At 71.9% G+C, this 22,286-nt stretch carries 15 protein-coding genes; 5 read left to right on the top strand and 10 right to left on the bottom strand.

What is annotated here, in order from left to right; translation table 11 throughout:
* Positions 1-40: 40 nt before the first annotated feature.
* From CGQ25_RS06805 to CGQ25_RS06790, 4 genes are all read right to left on the bottom strand, one after another.
* Entirely contained in the window at positions 41-715 is a 675-nt protein-coding gene (locus tag CGQ25_RS06805; protein ID WP_208712395.1) for a thymidine kinase, read from the bottom strand.
* Complete coding sequence (locus CGQ25_RS06800; protein ID WP_208712394.1) at positions 708-1,904, bottom strand: alkaline phosphatase family protein; 1,197 nt, start codon at positions 1,902-1,904, stop codon at positions 708-710. The genes CGQ25_RS06805 and CGQ25_RS06800 overlap by 8 nt, the downstream gene beginning before the upstream one ends.
* Entirely contained in the window at positions 1,905-2,594 is a 690-nt protein-coding gene (locus tag CGQ25_RS06795; protein ID WP_208712393.1) for a DUF5998 family protein, read from the bottom strand.
* Positions 2,595-2,672: 78 nt separating this feature from the next.
* Positions 2,673-5,417, bottom strand: a complete 2,745-nt coding sequence (locus CGQ25_RS06790) for a bifunctional GNAT family N-acetyltransferase/acetate--CoA ligase family protein (RefSeq protein WP_208712392.1) — start codon at positions 5,415-5,417, stop codon at positions 2,673-2,675.
* Between the two features lie 53 nt (positions 5,418-5,470).
* Here CGQ25_RS06790 and CGQ25_RS06785 point away from each other — a divergent pair, with 53 nt between their 5' ends.
* Together CGQ25_RS06785 and CGQ25_RS06780 are read left to right on the top strand one after the other, a co-directional pair.
* Positions 5,471-7,999: a DNA topoisomerase (ATP-hydrolyzing) subunit A gene (locus CGQ25_RS06785; protein WP_255405628.1), complete on the top strand. Its 2,529-nt coding sequence runs from the start codon at positions 5,471-5,473 to the stop codon at positions 7,997-7,999.
* 191 nt (positions 8,000-8,190) lie between these two features.
* A complete protein-coding gene (locus CGQ25_RS06780; RefSeq protein ID WP_208712391.1) occupies positions 8,191-8,709 on the top strand; it encodes a DinB family protein in 519 nt (172 codons plus the stop codon).
* A 97-nt stretch (positions 8,710-8,806) separates the two neighbouring features.
* Here the strand turns inward: CGQ25_RS06780 and cydD are convergent, their stop codons facing one another.
* From cydD to CGQ25_RS06765, 3 genes are read right to left on the bottom strand one after another with little or no spacing between them, the layout of a single operon-like run.
* The gene (gene cydD, locus CGQ25_RS06775) at positions 8,807-12,175 is read right to left on the bottom strand and encodes a thiol reductant ABC exporter subunit CydD (RefSeq protein WP_208712390.1); all 3,369 of its coding nucleotides are present in this window, start codon (positions 12,173-12,175) and stop codon (positions 8,807-8,809) included.
* A 3-nt stretch (positions 12,176-12,178) separates the two neighbouring features.
* Positions 12,179-13,237, bottom strand: a complete 1,059-nt coding sequence (cydB, locus tag CGQ25_RS06770) for a cytochrome d ubiquinol oxidase subunit II (protein ID WP_208712389.1) — start codon at positions 13,235-13,237, stop codon at positions 12,179-12,181.
* A gap of 11 nt (positions 13,238-13,248) precedes the next feature.
* The gene (locus CGQ25_RS06765; protein ID WP_208712388.1) at positions 13,249-14,880 is read right to left on the bottom strand and encodes a cytochrome ubiquinol oxidase subunit I; all 1,632 of its coding nucleotides are present in this window, start codon (positions 14,878-14,880) and stop codon (positions 13,249-13,251) included.
* A gap of 232 nt (positions 14,881-15,112) precedes the next feature.
* Between CGQ25_RS06765 and CGQ25_RS06760 the strand changes: the two genes are divergently transcribed.
* Positions 15,113-15,475 carry a BlaI/MecI/CopY family transcriptional regulator gene (locus CGQ25_RS06760; RefSeq protein WP_208712387.1) on the top strand — a complete coding sequence of 121 codons (363 nt, stop codon included), beginning with the start codon at positions 15,113-15,115 and terminating at the stop codon, positions 15,473-15,475.
* A 19-nt stretch (positions 15,476-15,494) separates the two neighbouring features.
* The gene (locus CGQ25_RS06755) at positions 15,495-16,478 is read left to right on the top strand and encodes a M56 family metallopeptidase (RefSeq protein WP_208712386.1); all 984 of its coding nucleotides are present in this window, start codon (positions 15,495-15,497) and stop codon (positions 16,476-16,478) included.
* Positions 16,479-16,559: 81 nt separating this feature from the next.
* Here the strand turns inward: CGQ25_RS06755 and CGQ25_RS06750 are convergent, their stop codons facing one another.
* A complete protein-coding gene (locus tag CGQ25_RS06750; RefSeq protein WP_208712385.1) occupies positions 16,560-18,665 on the bottom strand; it encodes a type IIA DNA topoisomerase subunit B in 2,106 nt (701 codons plus the stop codon).
* Between the two features lie 262 nt (positions 18,666-18,927).
* Here CGQ25_RS06750 and CGQ25_RS06745 point away from each other — a divergent pair, with 262 nt between their 5' ends.
* A complete protein-coding gene (locus CGQ25_RS06745; RefSeq protein WP_208712384.1) occupies positions 18,928-19,146 on the top strand; it encodes a hypothetical protein in 219 nt (72 codons plus the stop codon).
* Between the two features lie 79 nt (positions 19,147-19,225).
* Here the strand turns inward: CGQ25_RS06745 and CGQ25_RS06740 are convergent, their stop codons facing one another.
* Positions 19,226-20,542, bottom strand: coding sequence for an RNA polymerase sigma factor (locus CGQ25_RS06740; RefSeq protein WP_208712383.1), 1,317 nt, complete (start codon positions 20,540-20,542; stop codon positions 19,226-19,228).
* 337 nt (positions 20,543-20,879) lie between these two features.
* Positions 20,880-22,268 carry a DUF4192 family protein gene (locus tag CGQ25_RS06735; RefSeq protein WP_208712382.1) on the bottom strand — a complete coding sequence of 463 codons (1,389 nt, stop codon included), beginning with the start codon at positions 22,266-22,268 and terminating at the stop codon, positions 20,880-20,882.
* Between the last annotated feature and the right edge of the window lie 18 nt (positions 22,269-22,286).

Genomic DNA, 22,286 nt, shown 5'->3' with positions numbered 1-22,286 from the left:
CCCTCAGGCCCAGCCCCCTGAAGTCCGTCCATCGAGGCACCTAGTCGCCGAAGGGCAGGAGCTGCTCCGCCTCCCCCAGGACGTTGGCGTCCGACGCCGTCCGGCCCGCCATGTAGTGCCGCCGGCACAGGGTCTCGTACCCCACAGCGCCCTGGTCACCGGCCTCGGCGGGGGCAGGTCCGCGGCCGGCGATGTCGGCGACGACGACCTGCTCCCCGGTCAGGACCATCCGCCCGTCCACGGTGCGCGCATTGTGCGTCGCCCGCCGCCCGCACCAGCACAGCGTCGGGACCTGGAGCGTCTCGACGCGGTCCGCGAGCTCGACGAGCCTCCGCGACCCCTCGAACAGCCGCGCCCGGAAGTCCGTGCCGATCCCGAACGCGTACACGTCGACATCGAGCTCGTCCACGACCCGTGCGAGCTCCTCGACCTGGGCCGCGGTGTAGAACTGGGCCTCGTCGCAGATGAGGTAGTCGACCTCGGCGGCATGCGTGCGCCGCCGCACCACCTCGTCCCAGAAGCTCGACGCCGCCGCGACCTCGATGGCGGGGGTGCGCAGCCCGAGCCGACTCGAGATGACCGCCTCGCCCGAGCGGTCCCGGCTCGTGAAGAGGAGCCCCCGACGGCCGCCCGCACGGTGGTTGTAGTCCATCTGGAGGGCCAGGGTCGACTTGCCGCTGTCCATCGTGCCCGTGAAGAAGACGAGCTCAGCCACGGCGCCTCCGCTTCGACGTGAGCGGACCGCGCGCGCGGAACGCCACGAGCGGCACCTGGCGCTCGGCCTTCGTCCACGACCCGTGCTGGCCGACCATGTCGAAGGCCTGCGGCCGCACGCGGCGGCCGTCGAAGAGCGCGATGTCGCCGTGCGCGGCCACGATCACGTCACCGATCCTGGGCAGCACCGTCTCGGACACCTCGCCGAAGAGGCCGTGTCCCACCGCCTCGTCGCGGGTGAGCACCCACGCCTGGTTCCCGAAGCGCTCCTGCCACCGCCCCACGACGGCCGCACGGGCGGCGTCGTCCGTCCCGTCCTCCAAGTGGAGGTGCACCATGCGGGGCTCCCCGGCGGTGTGCCGGACCCCTGCCGTGAGCTCGGGCTCGGCGCCGAAGTCGACCCGGCGCGGCGCGGCGATGTCTACCATGCCGTGGTCTCCCACGACGAGCACGAGGGCGCCCGCGGGCAGCTGGGCGTCGAGGCGCCGCACGCACGAGTCCACCTCCTCGAGCGCGACCTCCCATTCGGGAGAGGCGCAGCCGAACTGGTGGCCCGCTTTGTCGAGCTCGTTGAGGTAGAAGTAGGCCAGCATGCGGGGGTGGCGCGCCATGGCCCCGGCGGCCGCCGTCGTGCGCTCGTGGAGGCTGCCGGCGCCGATGAACTCGCCGCCGCGCAGCGCGGCGCGCGTCATGGCCGAGCCCTCGAACTGCGGCAGGCTCACGGTCGCGACGTGGATCTCGGGCTGGAGCCGCTCGAACACAGTGGGGAAGGGCTGCCAGCGGTCCGGGTCGACCTCCGGGTCCCAGCCGTTGAGCTGGTTGACCACGCGGTCGAGGTGCGGGGCGAGGACGTCGTAGCCGACCATGCCGTGCTGGCCCGGCGGGACCCCCGTGCCGAGGCTCGCGAGGGACGCAGCCGTGGTGGAGGGGAAGGCCGCGTCGAGCGCCACGGGGATGGAGCCCTGCCCCGCGGCAAGCTTCTCGCGCAGGAACGGGGTGTGCGCGGCCTTGCGCGTCAGGAGGGCCCGTCCCAGCCCGTCCACCATGACGAGGCAGATCTGGGGCACGCCGGGCAGGCCGAGGACGTTGTCGAAGCCCTCGGCGCCGAGCGCGGCGGCACAGCTGGGCAGGAGGTCGGCGATCGAGCGGGAGCCGTAGGCGGGAGGCGGCGGGAGCGGTGTTCCGGCCATCTACCGGCCACCGTGGCCGCGCAGGCCCCGAGGGGAGAATGGGGAGGCGAGCCGCGGGCGGCCCACGGGAGCGGGCGGCGTGCCGGTGTTGACGGCGCGCAGGAGCCGCGCGAACTCCCTGGCGTCGTCCACCGCGCGCGGCCCGTCCGCCTCGGCGCTGATCCGCAGGACGAGGTCCTCCTGGGCGATCGTGCCGGTGTAGCCGTGGTCGGCCTCGCACTGGGGGTCGCCGCACCCGGCGGGCACGAGGTCCACTCGCTGGCCGCCGCTCCAGGCGATCGCAAGGGTCACCTCGCGCACCGGGTCCCCGGGAGCGTACTCGGCGGGCTGGGCGTAGACGTAGGAGAGCACGACGGTGGCGATCTGCGAGACCGGAACGGACTCGGTGGAGACCTGCGCGGACATGCGGTGTCCCGCGTCGTCGAGGGGGGCCTCGTCGACATGGGTCACGACGAGCATGTCGTCGGTGAGGACCAGCACCGTCACGTGGCGGCGGACCTCGGAGCGCTCGAAGTGCGTCTCGAGGTGGGTCAGGTGGGACAGCGGGACCCTGCCGCCGAGGGCGTCCTCGACGACGTCGCCGACGAGGCGCGGGTAGAACCCCGTCCTCTCGAGGGCAGACGTGAGGGTCTCCCCCGGGGTTCCGCGGAACTGCTGGCCTGCGGGACCACCGGACGCGTTGTGGGTCATGGGCGCCATTCTCCCAGACGCCTCCGGGGCTTCCCAAAACCGCCCGCCGTCTCCGGCTCCGGCGCACGACGGCGCGGGCTACTGCGCGATCATGGCCCGCCGCGCGCTGTCCATGCGCCGCGCGGCGTTCCCGACCCAGACCTCCGCCGAGAGCACCGTGAGCCCCGTCTCGCTCACGACGACGGGCTTGAGCTCGAGCAGCGACACTTCCGGGTGCCGGTCCTTGAGCAGGGACACGCGGCCCACGAGGTCCTCGACCGCCGCGACGTCGAGGGCGGGGAGGCCCTCGTGGCCGAACAGCTTCACGGCGGCGCGGGGCGAACGGACGATCTCGCGGATGTCCCCGCTGGTGAGCGGCGTGATGCGGTGCGCCCAGTCCTCGAGGAGGGACACGGCGTCCCCCGCGAGGCCGAACGAGAGCACCGGCCCCAGCAGCGGGTCCTCGATCGCGCGCACGACGCAGGCCTGGCCCACCGGCGCCATCCGCTGGATCTCGAAGTGGCCGCCGCCGTACGGCGCGAGCGACTGGCCCATCTGGGCGAACGCGGCGCGCAGCGCGTCCGCGTCGGTGACGTCGAGGCGCACCGCCCCGAGGTCGAGCCGGTGCCTGAGGTTCGCGGCGGCGGACTTGATGGCGACCGGCCAGCCGAGGGCGTCGGCGGCCGCGACCGCCTCGTCCGCGCTCGTGACGGGGCGGGCTGCCAGCACGGGGATGCCGTAGCACCCGAGGAGGCGTGCGGCGTCGTCCGCCCCGAGGCGCACGAGCTCCGTCCCCTCGACCCCGGCGAGCCGGGCCTCGATGAGCGCGTCCGCGGCGTCGTCGTCGTGCTCCGCCTCGAAGGGGGCGCCAGGGTCCCGGGCGAGCCACTCGGTGTAGCGGACGACGGCGGCGAGCGCCGCGACGGCCTCCCCCGCACTCGAGTAGCTGGGGACCTGGGGCGCGCCGAGCTGGGCGTCCGCGGCGCCGGTCGGGGCGGGCAGGAGGCCGGCGGTGTCCACGCGCCGGTCCAGCACACCGGGGAAGGCCGCGACGACCGTCGTCCCCGAGCTTTCCGCCGCCTCGGCGAGCGTCGCGGCGACCTGCGGCACGCGGAGTCCCTGGACGGGGAGGATCGCCACGACGACGGCGTGCACGTCCTCGCGGGCGGCGAGTGCCACGAGCCGGCGCTTGAGCGCTGGCAGGGCCAGCGAGAGGCCCTGGGACAGGTCGAGGTCGCCCTCGGAGGCGACGACGCGCAGCCCGTCGGCCTCGGCGCCGTCGGCCACGACCCGCGCAAGGGCGAGCGAGTTGGACAGCACCGCCACGTTCGGGCCCGCCGGGAGGGTGCCCACGGCGATCTGGGCGACGTCGACGAGCTGCTCGACCGTGCTCACACGGATGACGCCGGCCTGGCGCAGCATCGCGTCGAGGGCTCCGGGCGGCGCCTGGGTCGTGCGGACAGAATGCCCCGGCGGCAGGCGCAGGCCCGTCACCTCGCTCTTGGCCACGATGACCGGCTTGCTGCGGGCGAGGCGGCGGGCGATCCGGGAGAACTTGCGCGGATTGCCGAACGACTCGAGGTAGAGGCCCACCGCGCCCGTGGCGACATCGTCCTCCCAGTACTGCATGAGGTCGTTGCCGGAGACGTCGGCGCGGTTGCCCGCGGAGACGATCGAGGAGAAGCCGAGGAACCGCCGGTCCGCTGCCGCGTAGAGGGCGACCCCGATCGAGGCCGACTGGCTGAACAGCCCGAGGCTGCCCTGGCGCGGCAGGTGGGGGGCGAGGGAGGCGTTCAGCCGCACGTCCGGGTCGGTGTTGGCGATCCCGAGGGACTCGGGACCCACCACACGCATTCCCTGCGAGCGGGCGTGCCGGACGATCTCGCGCTGCGTGGCGAGGCCCTCCTCCCCGCGCTCGGCGAAGCCGCCCGAGGCGATCACGGCTCCCTTCACGCCCGCGGCCCCGCACTGCGCGACGACGTCGGGGACTTCCGCGTACGGCACGGCGATGACCGCGACGTCGACCGGGTCCGGCACTTCGGCGATCGTCCCGTACGCCATCATCCCGCCCAGCTCGAGCGCCTCCGGGTTGACCGCGTGCACGCGCCCGGCGAAGCCTCCCTCGACCACGTGCTCGAGGAGCTGGTAGCCCAGGGTCCCCCACGTGCGGCTGGCCCCGATCACCGCAATGGACGACGGCGCGAGGAGGCCGAGCACGCTGCGCGCCTCGGCGCGGTGCTCGCGGGATTCCATGACCGCGCGCGACTTCTCCGTCGGGTCGATCTCGAACTCGACGCTGACGACGCCTTCGTCGAAGTGCCGGTTCAGGGCGTACCCGGCCTCCGCGAACACCGTGAGCATCTTGCGGTTCTCGGGCAGGACCTCGGCGGTGAACCGCCGGATGTGGTTCTCGCGCGCGGCGGCGGCGAGGTGCTCGAGCAGGATCGAGCCGAGGCCGCGGCCCTGGTGGCGGTCGGAGATGTTGAACGCCACCTCGGCTTCGGCCGGGTCCGAGAGCCTGTCGTACCGTCCCACGCCGATGATCTCGTCGCCGACCGTGATGACGAGGGCCACACGGTCGCGGTGGTCGACCTCGGTGAAGCGCTTGAGCTCAGCTGCGGTGAGGCGGGCCTTGTAGCTGAAGAAGCGGAGGTAGATCGACCCCTCGGACTGGTGCACGTGGAAGTCCTGGAGCGCCTCGGCGTCCTCGGGCCTGATGGGGCGGAGATGGGCGGTGCCGCCGTCCCGCAGCACCACGTCGGCCTCCCAGTGGTGCGGATACGCTCCGTTCAGGGGAACGACGCTGTGCAGAGGAAATCCGGTGTCAGAGCCCTGGTCCGCCATAGGCTTAGCCTAGTTCAGGCCCGTCTCAGCAGAAGCGAAGGATCCACCCAGTCTTGGCACGTCGACAATCTCCCCGCTCCACCGGTGCGGACACTCTCCCCGAACCCGACGACTTCGCGGAGAACATCACCGACATCGATGTCGCCGAGGAGATGGAGACCTCCTTCCTGGAGTACGCCTACTCCGTGATCTACTCCCGGGCCCTCCCGGACGCCCGCGACGGCCTCAAGCCCGTCCAGCGGCGCATCCTCTACATGATGAGCGAGATGGGCCTGCGCCCGGACCGCGGGCATGTGAAGAGCGCCCGGGTAGTGGGCGAGGTCATGGGCAAGCTGCACCCGCACGGTGACGCCGCGATCTACGACGCCATGGTGCGGCTCGCGCAGGACTTCGCGCTCCGGCTGCCGCTCATCGACGGCCACGGGAACTTCGGCTCGCTCGACGACGGGCCCGCGGCCGCGCGGTACACCGAGGCACGGATGGCCGCGGCGTCGCTCGCGCTCACGGACAGCCTGGACGAGGACGTCGTCGACTTCGTCCCGAACTACGACAACCAGCTCACCCAGCCGGAGGTCCTTCCGGCCGCGTTCCCGAATCTCCTCGTCAACGGGACGACGGGCATCGCGGTCGGGATGGCGACCAACATGGTGCCGCACAACCTCACCGAGGTCGTCGCCGCGGCCCAGCTCGTGATCGCGAACCCGGAGGCCACCCTCGAGGAGGTCATGGAGCTCGTCCCCGGGCCGGACCTGCCCTCGGGCGGCCGCATCGTGGGGCTGGACGGCATCCGGGACGCCTACCGGACCGGGCGCGGCTCGTTCAAGACGCGCGCCAAGGTCACCGTCGAGCAGGTCTCCGCCCGCCGCACCGGGCTGGTCGTGACGGAGCTGCCCTACATGGTGGGCCCGGAGAAGGTCATCGAGAAGATCAAGGATGCGGTGGGCTCGAAGAAGCTCGCCGGCATCTCGGACGTCACCGACCTCACGGACCGCAAGCACGGGCTGCGGCTCGTCATCGAGGTCAAGAACGGCTTCAACCCCCAGGCCGTGCTCGCGCAGCTGTACCGCTACACGCCCCTCGAGGACTCCTTCGGCATCAACAACGTCACGCTGGTCGACGGCCAGCCGCAGACCCTCGGCCTGCTGGGGCTGCTGCGCGTGTACGTGGACCACCGGCTCTCGGTGGTGCGCCGCCGCACCGCGTTCCGCCTCGGGAAGCGGAAGGACCGCCTGCACCTGGTCGAGGGCCTCCTCGTCGCGATCATGGACATCGACGAGGTCATCCAGATCATCCGCACCTCGGACGAGGCATCGGCGGCGCGCGAGCGGCTCATGTCGATCTACGACCTGACCGAGGTCCAGGCCAACTACATCCTCGAGCTGCGCCTGCGCCAGCTGACGAAGTACTCGCGGATCGAGCTCGAGAAGGAGCAGGACGAGCTCCGCCGGGAGATCGCCGAACTCGAGGCCATCCTGGGCTCCGACACGCTCCTGCGCCAGGTCGTCTCGGACGAGCTCGGCGAAGTGGCCGCCAAGTACGGCACGCCGCGCCGCACGGTCCTCCTCGAGAAGGAGGACGACACCCCCAAGGGCTCCGCCGCCGCCCTGCCGGCCCCGAAGGGGAAGGCCGCCCCGCTCGCCCTCGAGATCGCGGACGAGCCCTGCTGGGCCATCCTGTCCGCCTCCGGCCTCATCGCGCGGACCGCGCACGCCGAGCCGCTCGCCGAGTCGGGGCCACGCGTCCGGCACGACGTGTTCCGCTCCGTGGTGCGCACGACGGCGCGCGGCGAGCTCGGTGCCGTGACGTCCACCGGCCGCATGCTGCGCCTGCAGGCGGTGGACCTCCCGCTCCTCGAGCCCTCATCCGGCCTGCCCAACATGGCCGGAGGCGTCGCGGCCAAGGAGTTCATGACTCTCGCCAAGGACGAGTCCTTGGTGGCCCTCGTGCCGCTCGACACCGTCATCGCCCTCGGCACCGCCCAGGGCGTCGTCAAGCGGGTGACCCCGGAGTACCCGCTCAACCGCGAGGACTGGGACGGGATCGCGCTCAAGGATGGGGACAGGGTCATCGGCGCGGCTCCGGCGGCGGACGAGGACACGCTGGTCTTCGTCACCGCCCAGGGGCAGCTGCTGCGGTACCTCGCCTCGTCGGTGCGGCCACAGGGCCGGGCCGCAGGCGGCATGGCGGGCGTCAAGCTCGCAGCCGGGGACTCGGCGGTCTTCTTCGGCGTCGTCGCTGCTCCCGACGCCGGCGACGGCTCGGGCGAGGGCGGCGGCGGGAGCGCCGTCGTCGTCACAATCGCCGGAAGCGGCTCCGCGCTGCCCGGGACGTCTCCGGGAACGGCGAAGGTCACTCCGTTCGACGAATACCCGGCCAAGGGTCGCGCCACCGGCGGGGTCCGGTCGCACCGATTCCTCAAGGGCGAGGACCGGCTCGTGCTGGCGTGGGTGGGCCGCGGTCCGGCCAAGGCCTCGTCGTCGGCCGGCGTGGCCCGCTCCCTGCCGAGCGAGCACGGCCGCCGCGACGGCTCCGGCGTGCCGCTCACGCAGTCCGTGGACGAGGTCGGCCCGAGCTTCGCCTGACCCGTCTCGGGTACGCGAAATTCGCCCCACCACCGTCTCGGGTACGCGAGTTTTGCCTCAGCAGCATCTCAGGTACGCACGACGGCGCGGGGCCGGCGTGCGTGGGCGCGTCGCCGACGTCGTGCGTACCAGAGACGACGGCAGGTGGCCCTGAGGGGCCAGTGCCCGTGGGCCGGGGCTAGACTGCGGCCATGGCGATCACCCCTGACACGAAGGACTGGACCTGGGTGCTCGAGCGGCCCTGCCCGGAGTGCGGCTTCGACCCGGACGAGCTGACGCCCCAGGACGTCGCAGGACGCGTCGACGCGGCGCTTCCGCGCTGGGACGCGGCGCTGCAGCGCGCGGACGTGCGCGACCGGCCGAACGAGTCGACGTGGTCGCCCCTCGAGTACGGCTGCCATGTACGAGACGTGTTCGGGCTCTTCCGGACCAGGCTGGGGCTCATGCTCGCCGAGGACGGCGCGCGGTTCGCGGACTGGGACCAGGACGCGACAGCGCTCGAGAAGGACTACGGGGCCTCTGACCCGGACTCCGTGCGGGCCGAGCTCGCCGAGGAGGGTGCGCTGGCCCGCGACGCGTTCGGCGCTGTACCCCAAGACGCCTTCGCGCGCCGGGGGCTGCGCAGCAACGGAAGCGAGTTCACGGTGGTGACGCTCGCCCGGTACTTCCTGCACGACGTCGAGCACCACCTCCACGACGTCGCCGGCTGACCGCCACCCCTGCCGACGTCACCCCCTCTGACGCCGACGTCACCCCGTCTGACCGCGACATCACCCCTGGCTCCGCCCGACCCGCAGGACGTGACCCTCAGGACGTGACTCCCAGAGGGACGGCACCCAGCTGCACGAGACGGTCGCCGGGCATGAGCTCGGTCGCGTGATGGCTGACCATGATCACGGTCCGGTCGGACAGCGCCTCGTGGAGCGCGCCGACCAGCTCGAGCCCTGACTCGGGGTCGAGGTGGGCGGTGGGCTCGTCGAGGAGCACAACCCGCGCCCCGGCCAGGAGCGTCCGCGCCACCGCGAGCCGCTGACGCTGGCCGCCCGAGAGGAACGAGCCCCGGCTGCCGATGCGCGCGTCGAGCCCCCCGGGAAGGGACCTCACGTGCTCGAGCAGCCCGACCCGCTCCAGAGCGTCCTCGATCTCCGCGTCCGACGGCGCGTGGTCGCGGTCCCGCGCGACGGCAAGGTTCCCCCGCACCGTCGAGTCGAACAGGTGGGACTCCTGCGGGCACCAGGCAGCCGCGCCCTCGATCCGGACCGTCCCTGCGCGCGGAGCCAGGAACCCGGTGAGGACCGCGAGCATCGTGGACTTGCCGCTGCCCGAAGGCCCTGCCACGACCACCCAGTCCCCCGCGTGCGCCTCGAGGTCGACTCCCGTGAGGATGTCCGGTCCTCCGGGCCAGCCGAGCGTGGCGCCGTCGAGCCGCACACTGCCGGAGCCTTGGTCGGGTGCGCTGGTCTGCGTTCGCCCCGGAGTCCGCTCGGGCCCCTGCTCTGACCGGTCCTGCCCTGACCCGGCCTGCCCTGACCCCTGCTCCGCCGCGATGCCCGCGAGCGCGGACCGGAGGGCGGGGAACTGCTGCACCGCCGTGCTCGCGGCGGCGAGGGGCTCCACGAGGGCAAGCTGCAGCAGGAGGACGGCCGCCGCCGTCGTGCCCGGCGCGCCGGCGGCCTGAGCAGTTGCAAGGGTGAGGGCGGCCGCGACCCCCAGTGCGGCGATGACAATGGCCTGCGCCAGCCCCTCAGCCGCGGCGCCGCGGCGCTCGAGCCGGGTGAGGCCGGCGTCCTGCGCGCGCAGCCGCGCCAGCACCGTGGCCGAGCGCGCGTTGCCCTGCAGGTCCCCCGCGGCGGCGAGCGCCTGGCCGATCCTGGCGAGGAACCGCGCACGGCCCGTCTGGACGCGCGTGGCTGCGCGACGGTCCACGACCAGCGCGACGGCGGGCGCGACGAGGAGCGCCACGGCGAGCCCTGCGGCGAGGACGGGCAGGTGGCCCGGGAGCAGTGCGCCGACGGCGACGAGCGCTCCGAGGGCGACCAGCGCCGCGGTGGCGATCGGGTGGAGGACGCGCGGGAGCTGGTCCCTCACCGCCTCGACGTCCCCGACGAGGGCCTCGAGCGCCGCACCGGGGACGAGGAGCCGCCGCGCCGCGAGGCCACGGGAGGCCAGGAGGCCCCAGAGCCGGTCGCGCAGGAGTGACAGCGTCGAGAGGACGGCCGAGTGCAGCGCGAGCCGCTCGCAGTACCGCAGCACGGCGCGGCCGATCCCGAAGAACCGCACCCCCACGATCGCCGTCAGGAGGTACAGGATCGGAGGCTGCTCGCTCGCCCGCACGATGAGCCACCCGGAGAGCGCGGACAGCGCGACGCCGGCGGCCGCCGTCCCGAGGCCCGCGAGCGCGGCGAGGACGTACCGGCCGGGATCGGGACGCACGAGGCCCGCGAGGACCCGCACCCAGGCTGCGCGCGGGGCGTTGGCACGCACCGGTGAGCGCCGCGCCGGGGCGGCGGTGTCCGGGATGTCCGTCCGGAACCGCTCGGAGGCGGCGTCACCGGATGGTGCGAGCTCCACGACGTGGTCGGCGAGCGCGGCTGTGCCCGGCTCGTGGGAGACGAGGACGACTGTGGCGCGGCCCTTCAGGGTCGCCAGAGCCGACTCGACGAGCGCGGCGGACCGCTCGTCGAGGTGCGCGGTCGGCTCGTCGAGCAGGACCGCGTCGGCGCCGTCGGCGACCCGCGCGAGTCCCCGCGCCACCGCCACCCGGCGCTGCTGGCCGGGACTGAGCTCGGCGGGGTCGGCGTCTGCGAGGCCGGCCAGGCCCAGTTCGGCGAGGAGACGACCGGGCAGTGCCGGGTCCCGGCGGGCGGCCTCGCCCGCGTAGAGCCCGAGCTCGGCCGCCACGCTCGGCTCGGTGAACTGGGGGTGCTGCGGGACCCACGCGATTCCCTCGGCGCCAGGCCCGCGGACGCTGCCGGCGACGGCCGCGCCCGCGCCGTCGCGGACGAGGCCCGCCATCACGCCGAGCACTGTCGTCTTGCCGCTGCCGCTCGGGCCGGCGAGCAGGGTCACCGCGCCGGCGGGCGCGGTGAAGGAGACACGGCCGACGGCGTCGCGCGCGGCGCCGTCGTACCTCACCCCGAGTGCCTCGACGGTGATCTCCGCCGGGGAGCCACCCGCGGCATCGCGATCGCCGGTGACCACGCGGGCGCCGCGGGCAGCGGCGATGCGCTCGCGGGTGCGGCGCAGCGCCTCGGCCCCGTCCTCGCTCGCGTGGTGGGCGGCGCCGAGGTCGCGCAGGGGCTGGAAGCATTCGGGCGCGAGGATGAGCGCGACGAGCCCTGCCTCGAGCGGCATGGAGCCGTCCACGAGGCGGACGCCGATGAACACCGCGACCACCGCAACGGAGATCGTTGCGATGAGCTCGAGCGCCATGGCGGACAGGAACGCAACCCTGAGCGTGGCCATGGTGCGCCCCTTGTAGGCAGACGACAGCCCGGCGAGCGCCTGACGCTGCTGCGCCGCCCGGCCGAGCCCGACCAGGACCGGCAGGCCCTGGGCCAGCTCCACGAGGTGCGAGCCGAGGCGCAGGAGCGACTGCTGGGCGTCGGCGACCCTCTCCAGGGTGTGGCGTCCGATGAGGACCATGAACAGGGGCACGAGCGGGAGGGTCAGGGCGACGATGAGCGCGCTCACCCAGTCCGCGCCCAGGATCCGGGCGCCGAGGAGCAGCGGGACGGCCGCGCTCTGGACGACCGCAGGCAGGTACTGGGTGTACATCGAGTCGAGGGCGTCGAGCCCGCGGCCTGCGAGCACGGCGGTCGCGGCGGCCGACGACGCGACGCGCGCCTCGTCGTCGTGCTCGCCGCCACCGCCGTTGCCGGCGAGCCCGGCCTCGATGAGCTCACCGCGGAGCTCCTCCTTGACCCCGACAGCGGCCCAGCGGCCCACCGCTGCAGCTCCCCACTGTGCTGCCGCACGGACCAGGATGCCCGCGGCGGCCAGCCCCGTGGCGCCGGTGAGTCCGGCCCCGCCGGCGCTCCCTGCCGCGATCGCGGCGAGGCCTGCCGCGATCCCCTGGGCCATGAGCACCAGGCCTGCGGCCTTGGCCACCGCGAGGAGGCCGAGGAGGACGAGGGCCCTCCGTGTCGCGGGGCCGAGGGGGATGTCGGGCTTCATGGGCTACTTCCCGGCCGGCTGGCCGGTCACGAGGCGGGACACTGTCGCCGGGATGACCGAATGTGCGGTGGGGATGCTTCCCACGCTCAGGCGCCGGCGGAACACCCAGTATGTCCAGGTCTGGTACGCGAGGACGAGCGGGAGCCCGATGAGCGCGACGACCGTCATGAGTCCGAGCGTGTAGTCGGACGACGACGCGCTGGTCACCGTGAGGCTGTAGGCCGAGTCGAGCGTGGAGGGCAGCACGACGGGGTACACCGCGGAGAAGAGGGCCGCTGCGCCAGTGGCGAGGAACGCTGAGAGAGCGATGAAGGCACGACCCTCCGACCCGGCCCGGCCGAGCGCCCAGGCGACGAGCGCCGCTGCCGCCGCGACGGCCGTGAGGGCCCAGCTCCACCACTCACCGGTGCGGAGCTGGACAGCGAGGACCCACGCCACGAGAGGCAGGATGGCGAGCGGCAGCCAGCGGACGAAGGCTGCATGGGCCCTGGCCCGGATCCCGCCGTCGGTCTTGAGGGCGAGGAACGCGAGGCCGTGGACGAGGGCGAAGCCGACGACGGCGGCCCCACCGAGGAGCGCGTACCCGTTGAGCCAGGCGAAGGGGCCTCCGACCCGGTCGCCGTTGGCGTTGAGCGGCAGGCCCGTGGTGGTGAGGGCGAGCATCGCACCGACGCAGAACGCGGCGACGCCGGAACCGAGGGCGAGCGCCCAGTCCCAGGCGCTGCGCCAGCGGTCGGAGTGGACCTTGCCCCGGTACTCGATGGCGACGGCGCGGAAGATGAGCGCGACGAGGGCGAGGGTCAGGGGGAGGTAGAGCGCCGAGAACAGGGAGGCGTACCAGAGGGGGAACGCGGCGAACGTCGCCCCGCCGGCGGTGAGGAGCCACACCTCGTTGCCGTCCCACACGGGGCCGATCGTGTTCAGCAGGACGCGGCGCTCGGCCTCGCCGCGGGCGAAGAGCTTCATGTGCATGCCGACGCCGAGGTCGAAGCCCTCGAGGAAGAGGTAGCCGACCCAGAGGACGGCGACGGCGCAGAACCAGACAGTGGGAAGGGTTTCCATGGTGTGCGCTCCTAGTAGGCGAAGGCCAGGACGTCATCGGCGGCCTTGCCGCCTGGGTGGGACTCGTCGTCGTGCTTCCCGTGATCCGCTCCGTGGGCGAGCTCAGGCATCGCGGAGGCGACGCCGCCGCGCGTGTAGGTCCACAGGAGGCGGACCTCGACCACCATGAGCGCCGCATAGATGAGCGTCAGGACGATGAGGGAGGTCAGGATCTCCCCGGCGCTCACCCCGGGCGAGACGGCCGCGGCCGTGAACATGAAGACCTGGTCCACGCTTCCGGCCATGGCCGGGTTCGGGGCGACGACGAAGGGCTGACGGCCCATCTCGGTGAAGATCCAGCCTGCTGCGTTGGCACCGAACGGGGCGAGGATCCCGACGACGGCGAGCCGCATGAGCCAGCGCGACTGCGGGACCGTCCCCTTCCGGGTCAGCCAGAGGGCGACGGCGGCGGCCGCCGCGGCGAGCCCGCCGAAGCCGATCATCGCCCGGAAGCCCCAGTAGGTGACCTCCATGACGGGGACGTACTGGACGTCGCGGCCGGCGCGGTCGCCATACAGGGGGTTGTCGGGCAGGTTCGTGCCGTAGGCCTGCTCGTACTCGGGGATGAGCGTGTTGACGCCCTTCACCTCGGTGGTGAAGTCGCCCTTGGCCAGGAAGGACAGGAGCCCGGGGACCTCCATGACGGCCACGACGTCGTCGCAGTTGCGCGAGCCGACGTTGCCGACCGACAGGATCGAGAAGCCCGTGCCGTCGTGGCACGCGGCCTCGGCAGCGGCCATCTTCATGGGCTGCTGCTCGAACATGAGCTTGCCCTGGAGGTCGCCCGTGATGGCTGTGCCGGCGAAGGAGATCATTGCCACGACGGCGCCGATCCGCAGGGACTTCAGCCACACGGCGTGGTCGGTGCGGTCACGGCCGGGCACGCCGGGTGCCTCGCCAACGACAACGCGCTCCTTGCCGCGGGCTTTGCCCTCCTTGGCTGTGCCGTCCACGACGGCGACCGTGTCGATTCCGTCGTGCCGCCGCTGCCACAGGTGGTACCAGGCGATGCCGAGCAGGAAGGCCCCGGCCACGCCGAGCGCTCCCATGACGGTGTGCGGGAACGCGACGAGCGCCGTGTTGTTGGTGAAGACGGCCCATGCGTCGGTCATGACGGGGCGGCCGTCGACCACGGTGACGCCGACCGGGTGCTGCATCCAGCTGTTGGCCACGATGATGAAGTAGGCGGAGACGACCGAGCCGATCACGGCACACCACAGCGCCGTGAGGTGCAGGCCCGGGCGCAGCTGCTTCCAGCCGAAGATCCACAGGCCCAGGAAGGTGGACTCGACGAAGAACGCGAGCAGGGCCTCCATGGCCAGGGGGGCGCCGAAGACATCGCCGACGAACCGGCTGTACTCGCTCCAGGCCATGCCGAACTGGAACTCCTGGACGATGCCGGTGGCCACGCCCATGATGAAGTTGATGAGGAAGAGCTTCCCCCAGAACTTGGTCATCCTGAGGAACTCGACCTTGCCCGTGCGGTGCCAGACGGTCTGCAGGATGGCGACCACGAGGCCGAGCCCGATGGTGAGGGGAACCATCATGAAGTGGTAGACCGTGGTGATCCCGAACTGCCAGCGTGCTATCTCGAGTGCGTCCACGCATGCTCCCGGTTGCTTGTGCGGGATCTTCTACATCCTGTAGAAGATCTGACTTCTACACAGTGTAGAACATTTGCGGACGCCCCGGCGGCCTCGTGAACGCCCTGAGCGAACAGCGCGGCACGGCGCGACAGAATTGTTCTACCTCACGTAGAATGAACGTGGGCATACGAACCCCCCGCATCGCGCCAGCCGGGCGCAGTGCCGGTGCATGCAAAGGACTCTCGACACGATGGCAAGCCTGGGTGAACTCGAGCGCTCGGTCATGGACCTCCTGTGGTCCGCACCGGAAGCCGCCACCGCCAATGATCTGCGCGACCGTCTGGCACAGAACGGGCAGGAGGCCAAGGACCTGGCCGTCACCACCGTCCTGACCGTGCTGTCCCGTCTGGAGAAGAAGGGGCTCGTTGAGCGCGAGCGCGGGACCCGTCCCCACCGCTACCACGCCGTCTCGACCCGCGAGGACCACACCGCGCGCCTGATGCACGAGGCCCTCGGCACCGCGCCGGACCGCGAGGCCGTCCTGGCCCGGTTCATCGGCTCCGTCACCGAGGCCGAGGCCGCGACGCTGCGCAGGCTCCTGGCGCGCGGCTGAGCCGCAGCGGGGCACGCGCGTGCTCGTGACCGCCTACCTGCTGGCGCTGCTGGCACTGCTGCTCGCGTGGCCGGTGCCGGTGGCGCTCTCCCGCGCGCGCTGGACCTCCCGCTCCCCCTTCGCCGCCATGGTCCTCTGGCAGGCCATCGCGCTCGCCGGTGGGCTGTCGATGATCGGTGCCATGCTCGTCTACGGACTCGAGCCCCTCGGAGGCACCCTCGTCGGGGCCCTGCGCCGCGCGGCCACCATCGTCCTGGGCAATGAGTCTGCCGACGAACTGCACTTCTGGCACCTCTTCGCCCTCAGCGCGGCCGCCCTCCTGACGGTCCATCTCCTCTTCACCCTGCTGCTCACCTACGCGCGCATCGTGAGCCAGCGCCGCCGCCACCGCGATCTGCTCTCGCTGCTGAGCTCCCCCTCCGGTGCCCTCGAGCGAACGTGGGTGATCAACCATCCCGCACCGGTCGCCTACTGCTTGCCCGGCGGCTCGAGGTCTGTGACCGTCCTCTCGGACAGCCTCATGGAGGCGCTCGCGCCCGAGGAGCTCGCCGCCGTCGTGCGCCATGAGAAGGCGCACCTCACCCAGCGGCATCACCTGCTCCTGTGGGCGTTCGAGGCCTGGCGCTCGGCGCTCCCCTGGCTGCCCACGAGCCGGCTCGCACGGCAGGCCGTCAACTCCCTCGTCGAGATGCTGGCCGACGACGTGGCGCGTCGCTCGACGCCGGACGACGTCCTCGTGCGCGCGATCGCACTCGTCGCCGTCGGCGGGGAGAGCGCCCCGGACGTCGTGGCGGGCGAGTCCGGCGGCTCGCGGGGCACCGCGCCTGCAGGGCTGGTCCCCGACCGGGGAGATCCGGACGACGCCGGCATCGCAGCCCGCCTCAGCCGCCTCCTCACGCCCAGGCCTCCGCTGGGGAGGGGAGCCACCGCCGTCGTCCTCGCCGCGGCCCTGATGCTCCTCGCCGTCCCCACCGCGCTCCTCATCGCGCCAGGGCTGTTCTAGCGAGGGCTGTTCTCGCTGCGGAGGCTGTCCTGGCCAAGGCTGTGCTGGCCGCGGGGGCTCCCGGTCTGGCGCGGACCAGCGCTAGGCGTCGATCTGCTCGCGGTCCAGCTGGGCGCTTCCCGCCACGATGAAGTCCTTGCGCGGGGCGACGTCCGAGCCCATGAGCAGCTCGAAGATCTCCTCGGCCCGCTGCGCGCTCTCGATGGTGACGCGGCGCAGGCTGCGGTGGCGCGGGTCCATCGTCGTCTCCGCGAGCTGGTCGGCGTCCATCTCGCCGAGGCCCTTGTAGCGCTGGATCGGCTCCTTGTACTTGCGCCCGTCGGCTTCGAGACTGCTCAGGAGCCGGTGCAGCTCGCTGTCGGAGTAGGTGTACACCATCTCGTTGGCCTTGGCGCCCGGGTTCACCACCTCGACCCGGTGCAGCGGCGGCACGGCCGCGAAGACGCGGCCCTGCTCGATCATGGGGCGCATGTAGCGGAAGAACAGCGTCAGCAGGAGCGTACGGATGTGCGCGCCGTCGACGTCGGCATCGGTCATGAGGATGACCCTGCCGTAGCGGGCCACCGCCGGGTCGAAGCTGCGCCCGGACCCCGCCCCGATCACCTGGATGAGTGCAGCGCACTCGGCGTTCGAGAGCATGTCCCCCACGGAGGCCTTCTGGACGTTGAGGATCTTGCCGCGGATGGGCAGGAGCGCCTGGAACTCGCTCGAGCGCGCGTGCCGCGCCGTGCCGAGCGCGGAGTCGCCCTCGACGATGAACAGCTCCGAGCGCTGGGTGTCATCCGTACGGCAGTCGATGAGCTTCGCCGGCAGCGTCGAGGACTCGAGCGCGGTCTTGCGCCGCTGGGTCTCCTTGTGGACCCGCGCCGTGATGCGTGACTTCATCTCGTTGACGACCTTCTCCAGCAGCACCGAGCTCTGGTTCTTGTCGCCGCGTGCCGTGGAGCCGAGCTTCGCACCGAGCTCCTTCTCGACCACCCGCGAGACGATCTGCCGGACGGCGGGCGTGCCGAGGATCTCCTTGGTCTGCCCCTCGAACTGCGGCTCGGCGAGACGCACGGTCAGGACCGCGGTCATGCCCGCGAGCACGTCGTCCTTCTCGATCTTGTCGTTGCCCGCCTTGAGCTTGCGGGCGTTGGACTCGATGGCTTTGCGGAAGACCTTCAGCAGCGCCGCCTCGAAGCCGGACTGGTGGGTGCCGCCCTTGGGAGTGGCGATGATGTTCACGAACGTTCGCATCGTGGTGTCGTACCCGACGCCCCAGCGCAGGGCGACGTCGACCTCGCAGGAGCGCTCCACCTCGGCGATGTGCGAGTGGCCGCGCTCGTCGAGCACCGGGACCGTCTCGGTGAACGTGCCCGCGCCGTGGAGGCGCCAGACGTCCGTCACGGGCGCGTCGATGGCCAGGAAGTCGACGAACTCCGAAATGCCGCCGTCGTGGTGGAACACCTCCTCGTGCGGCCCGTCGGCGCCCGGGGTGCCCGGCAGTCGCCGCTCGTCGCGGACCGTGATGCGGAGCCCCGGGACGAGGAAGGAGGTCTGGCGGGCGCGCCCCACGAGGTCGTCGTAGGAGAACTTCGCGTCCGGGGTGAAGATCTGCGAGTCGGCCCAGTAGCGGATCCGGGTGCCCGTCACCCCGCGCTTGGCCTTGCCCACGACGTCGAGCACGGAGTCCTCGACGAACGGCTCGAAGGACGCGGTGGGGCTCGGGCGGCCCGCGTCCTTGAAGCGGCCGGGCTCCCCGCGCCTGAACGACATCTGGTAGGTCTTGCCGCCGCGGTCCACCTGGACGTCGAGGCGCGCGGAAAGAGCGTTCACCACCGAGGCGCCGACACCGTGCAGGCCTCCCGAGGCGGTGTACGACCCGCCGCCGAACTTGCCTCCGGCGTGCAGCTTCGTGAACACGACCTCGACGCCGGTGAGCCCAGTCTTGGGTTCGACGTCCACGGGAATCCCGCGGCCGTCGTCGTGGACCTCCACCGACCCGTCTGCGTGGAGGATGACCGCGATCTCGTGGCCGAAGCCGGCGAGAGCCTCGTCGACGGAGTTGTCGATGATCTCCCAGAGGCAGTGCATGAGGCCGCGCGAATCCGTCGAGCCGATGTACATGCCCGGGCGCTTCCGGACGGCCTCGAGACCCTCGAGGACGGACAGGTGCCGGGCGGTGTATTCAGAACTCGGTGCCACGCGCGGGGAACTCCTTCGGGACGCTGCATTGGTTCCTGCGACGAGGGCAGGGTACAGGCCAAGGGTAGTCACTGATGGGGCGCCGAGCCCCACCGGCGCTCCGGCGGTGGCCGGAATGAGGCTCAGCCCGCCGCATTGCGTTGTGGAACTGCAATACGCCCCGAGCGAAAGTTGCCTATTCCTGACTCCATTATTCGAGTCCTCGGTGTTAGATGGAGTGAACCGCGCAAGCCCCACCGGTTACTTGAGAAGGAGGCCTCAGATGACTGCAGCACTCGCGGAGCGCACCCTGACCGCTACGGATCGCTGTGATCGCTGCGGCGCCCAGGCCTACGTTCTCGTGGTCTTGGAAGCGTCCGGCGGCAAGCTCCAGTTCTGCGCGCACCACGCGCGCGCCCTCGAGGAGACGCTTCGTCCCCTCGCCTCGGTCTGGCACGACGAGTCGGACCGGCTGACCGAGAAGGCCGCCGTCGCAGACTGAGCGCGCGGCAGGCTCCGCTCCAGCATGACGGAGGGCCCGGACACCCATGGTGTCCGGGCCCTCCGTCATGAACCGGCTCTCAGTCCAGGTAGTCGCGCAGGACCTGGGAGCGGGACGGGTGGCGGAGCTTCGACATCGTCTTCGACTCAATCTGGCGGATCCGCTCGCGCGTGACACCGTAGACCTTGCCGATCTCGTCGAGGGTCTTGGGCTGCCCATCGGTGAGACCGAAGCGCATGGCCACGACGCCGGCCTCCCGCTCCGACAGCGTGTCCAGCACCGAGTGGAGCTGCTCCTGGAGGAGCGTGAAGCTCACGGCGTCCGCCGGAACCACCGCCTCGGAGTCCTCGATGAGGTCGCCGAACTCGGAGTCCCCGTCCTCGCCCAGAGGCGTGTGGAGGGAGATCGGCTCGCGGCCGTACTTCTGGACCTCGACGACCTTCTCGGGGGTCATGTCGAGCTCCTTGGCAAGCTCCTCCGGGGTGGGCTCGCGGCCCAGGTCCTGGAGCATCTGCCGCTGGACGCGGGCAAGCTTGTTGATGACCTCGACCATATGGACCGGGATGCGGATGGTGCGGGCCTGGTCCGCCATCGCGCGCGTGATGGCCTGGCGGATCCACCACGTCGCGTACGTGGAGAACTTGAAGCCCTTCGTGTAGTCGAACTTCTCGACCGCGCGGATGAGCCCCAGGTTGCCTTCCTGGATGAGGTCGAGGAAGAGCATGCCGCGGCCTGTGTAGCGCTTGGCGAGCGAGACGACGAGGCGGAGGTTGGCCTCGAGCAGATGGTTCTTGGCCCGCTCGCCGTCGTGCACGATCCGTTCGAGGTCGTGCCTGTACTGGGCGTCGTAGGTGTCGCCTTCTTCGTCGAGCTTGTGCTTGGCGAAGAGGCCTGCCTCGATGCGCAGGGCGAGGTCGACCTCCTGCTCGGCGTTGAGGAGGGCGACCTTGCCGATCTGCTTGAGGTAGTCCTTGACAGGGTCGGCGGTCGCGCCGGCGCTCGTGACCTGCTGGACAGGGGCGTCGTCCTCGTCGGCGTCGGAGATCACCATCGCCGAGCCGGTGGCCTTCGTCTGCTTGCCGTCAGCCTCGATGACCTCGTCCTCGGCGGCGATCTCGCCTTCGTCGGGGGTGACCGAGTCAAGGTCTTCCTCGGTGGCCTCGTCCTCGGTGGTGGTGGCTTCGGTGGCCTCGTCGCCGGCCTTCTTCGCAGCTGCCTTGCCCTTCGGTGCGGCCTTGGTCGCAGCCTTCGCCGAGGACTTGCGAGCCGCCGGCTTCGCCTTGGACGCTGCCTGAGTCGTCGACCGCTTGGCCGCGCTCGAGGCGGGAGCGCTCTGGGTCGAGGTGTCCTCGGCCGTCGCCGTCTCAGCGGTCCTATTCTCCGTGGGGGGCGTCACGATTACCTTCCTGCCGCAGTGCCGGTGCCGCACTGGAGCGCAACACCACTATGACCCTGTCAAGTCCGAGGAGCGTCTCGCGCAGCCATCACCGGACAGAAGGGTCTGAATGTACAACCCCTCGGCGGCCGCATTCGTTCCCGTCGGAGACCATTGAATTTCTCCCCGGGCCGTGTGCTGCGCATTCCGGTGCTCGGACCCAACCGGGTCTGGGCATCCATTCTCGCACGAACGAGCGCATCGCGCCGCAAACGCGCCCAGAATGGCAGAAAATGCGGAGCACGGGCTCGGACGACCGGGGTGTGCCTCCTCCTCGCCCCGCCCGGAGGCACCGAGCTCACGCGGCATCGGCGGTGCCGGTGGGCCGCTGCCAGGCGGTGTCCCGGCTCCGCGCCCAGGCCGGAAGTTCGCCGTGCTCGACCACCCTGCGCAGCAGCAGCGCCAGCCGGTAGTCGGGATCGGCGCTCAGGGCGCGCTCGAGAAGCTTGTGGCAGCGGCTCCCCCGGCCTCGGATCCACTGGATCCACGCGAGGATGGTCAGCGCGGGCGCACGCACTTCCGGCGCCTCCGTCTCCGCGAGCGCCTGCACGACGCGGTCGAGGACCGCGATGCGGCCCCAGTCCGGGGCGGAAGCCGTTGCCCCGAGCAGTACCCGGCCGAACAGGGGCGACGACGCCCCCGGGGTGAACGGCGCCGGACTGCCGGACGACCGGTCCACGGGAACGGCGATCGCCTCCACTCCGCCGCCCGGCGCGACCGGCAGCCCGTTGGTTCGCATCGCTCCCTCGCCGTCCCACCAGCTGTCAAGGGCCGCCGCGACCTCGGCAGCGGGCAGCCCTCCGGGGAGCGCCGGCGGCAACCCTCCGGGGCGGCCGGCGCGCAGCGGGGCCGTCGCCGCACTGCCCAGCCAGGCGGTCGACGCGCCTGCTGCCGCCGAGACCATGACGGCGTCCCGGAGCGCGGGCCGGATGAGTGTCACCCCCAGGAGGCGGAGCCGGTCAGGACTGGGCACTGCCGACTCCGACAGCGCGTCGTCCCAGGCGGCGAGCGCCGCGGTGAAGGCATACGGCTCCCACCACCTGTCCGGGTTCTCGCGGTACGCCTCGAGTGCCGCGGCGGTGGCGGCGGCCGGCGGCGCCGTGGGACGGGGGGCCAGCAGCCCGGGGGCCTTTCCATAGGAGCTTCCCCGGAACACCATCTCGGCGCTGATCCTGCCCATGCGAAGCTGCCCAGTAGGGGCGCCCGGCCACGGGCAGCACGTGGGCGCAGCGCAGGTGGCAGTGCGCCAGTGCTCCTCCCCCACGATCCACACGTCGAGGACCGGAAGTCCGGCATCGGCCAGGGAGGACCGCACCGCGTCCAGGACAGCGGAGTGGGGAGGATACGCAGGATCGTGCCAAGGCTCGCTGGTGTAGAGGGCGAGGACTGCACCTGCGGCCCGGGGGTCCTGGCCTAAGTACCGGGCCACAGTGCCTGCGAAGCGCTCGAGCACGGCGGGCCGGAGGGATGCAGGCAGGTCGATACGGAGCGAGGCGCCGAGCTGCCCGTCGCACAGGGCCACCGCCACGAGGCTTTCCCGGGGCCAGTCACCGAGCGCATGCGGGATGTAGGCGAGGATGTCCTCCGCGGACCTGATGGTGATGGGGCCGTCCGACGGCCGGGAATCGGATGCCGTGGCTGGCTCCTCGGCCGACGGTTGGGAGGGAATTCGCTGTTTGTCGTCCATGGCGTCAGTCTCGCCGCG

Origin of the sequence: Sinomonas sp. R1AF57, assembly GCF_002224485.1 — a bacterium.
GTDB lineage: Bacteria > Actinomycetota > Actinomycetes > Actinomycetales > Micrococcaceae > Sinomonas > Sinomonas flava.
Note: the sequence above shows the minus strand (reverse complement) of the source record. Positions and strands in the feature narration are given on the sequence as shown.

Excerpts from the sequence above, each read along its gene's own strand:
- CGQ25_RS06800 (WP_208712394.1), bottom strand. The coding sequence starts at position 1,904 with ATGGCCGGAACACCGCTCCCGCCGCCTCCCGCCTACGGCTCCCGCTCG.
- CGQ25_RS06795 (WP_208712393.1), bottom strand. The coding sequence starts at position 2,594 with ATGACCCACAACGCGTCCGGTGGTCCCGCAGGCCAGCAGTTCCGCGGA.
- CGQ25_RS06790 (WP_208712392.1), bottom strand. The coding sequence starts at position 5,417 with ATGGCGGACCAGGGCTCTGACACCGGATTTCCTCTGCACAGCGTCGTT.
- CGQ25_RS06780 (WP_208712391.1), top strand. The coding sequence starts at position 8,191 with ATGGCGATCACCCCTGACACGAAGGACTGGACCTGGGTGCTCGAGCGG.
- cydD (WP_208712390.1), bottom strand. The coding sequence starts at position 12,175 with ATGAAGCCCGACATCCCCCTCGGCCCCGCGACACGGAGGGCCCTCGTC.
- cydB (WP_208712389.1), bottom strand. The coding sequence starts at position 13,237 with ATGGAAACCCTTCCCACTGTCTGGTTCTGCGCCGTCGCCGTCCTCTGG.
- CGQ25_RS06760 (WP_208712387.1), top strand. The coding sequence starts at position 15,113 with ATGGCAAGCCTGGGTGAACTCGAGCGCTCGGTCATGGACCTCCTGTGG.
- CGQ25_RS06745 (WP_208712384.1), top strand. The coding sequence starts at position 18,928 with ATGACTGCAGCACTCGCGGAGCGCACCCTGACCGCTACGGATCGCTGT.
- CGQ25_RS06735 (WP_208712382.1), bottom strand. The coding sequence starts at position 22,268 with ATGGACGACAAACAGCGAATTCCCTCCCAACCGTCGGCCGAGGAGCCA.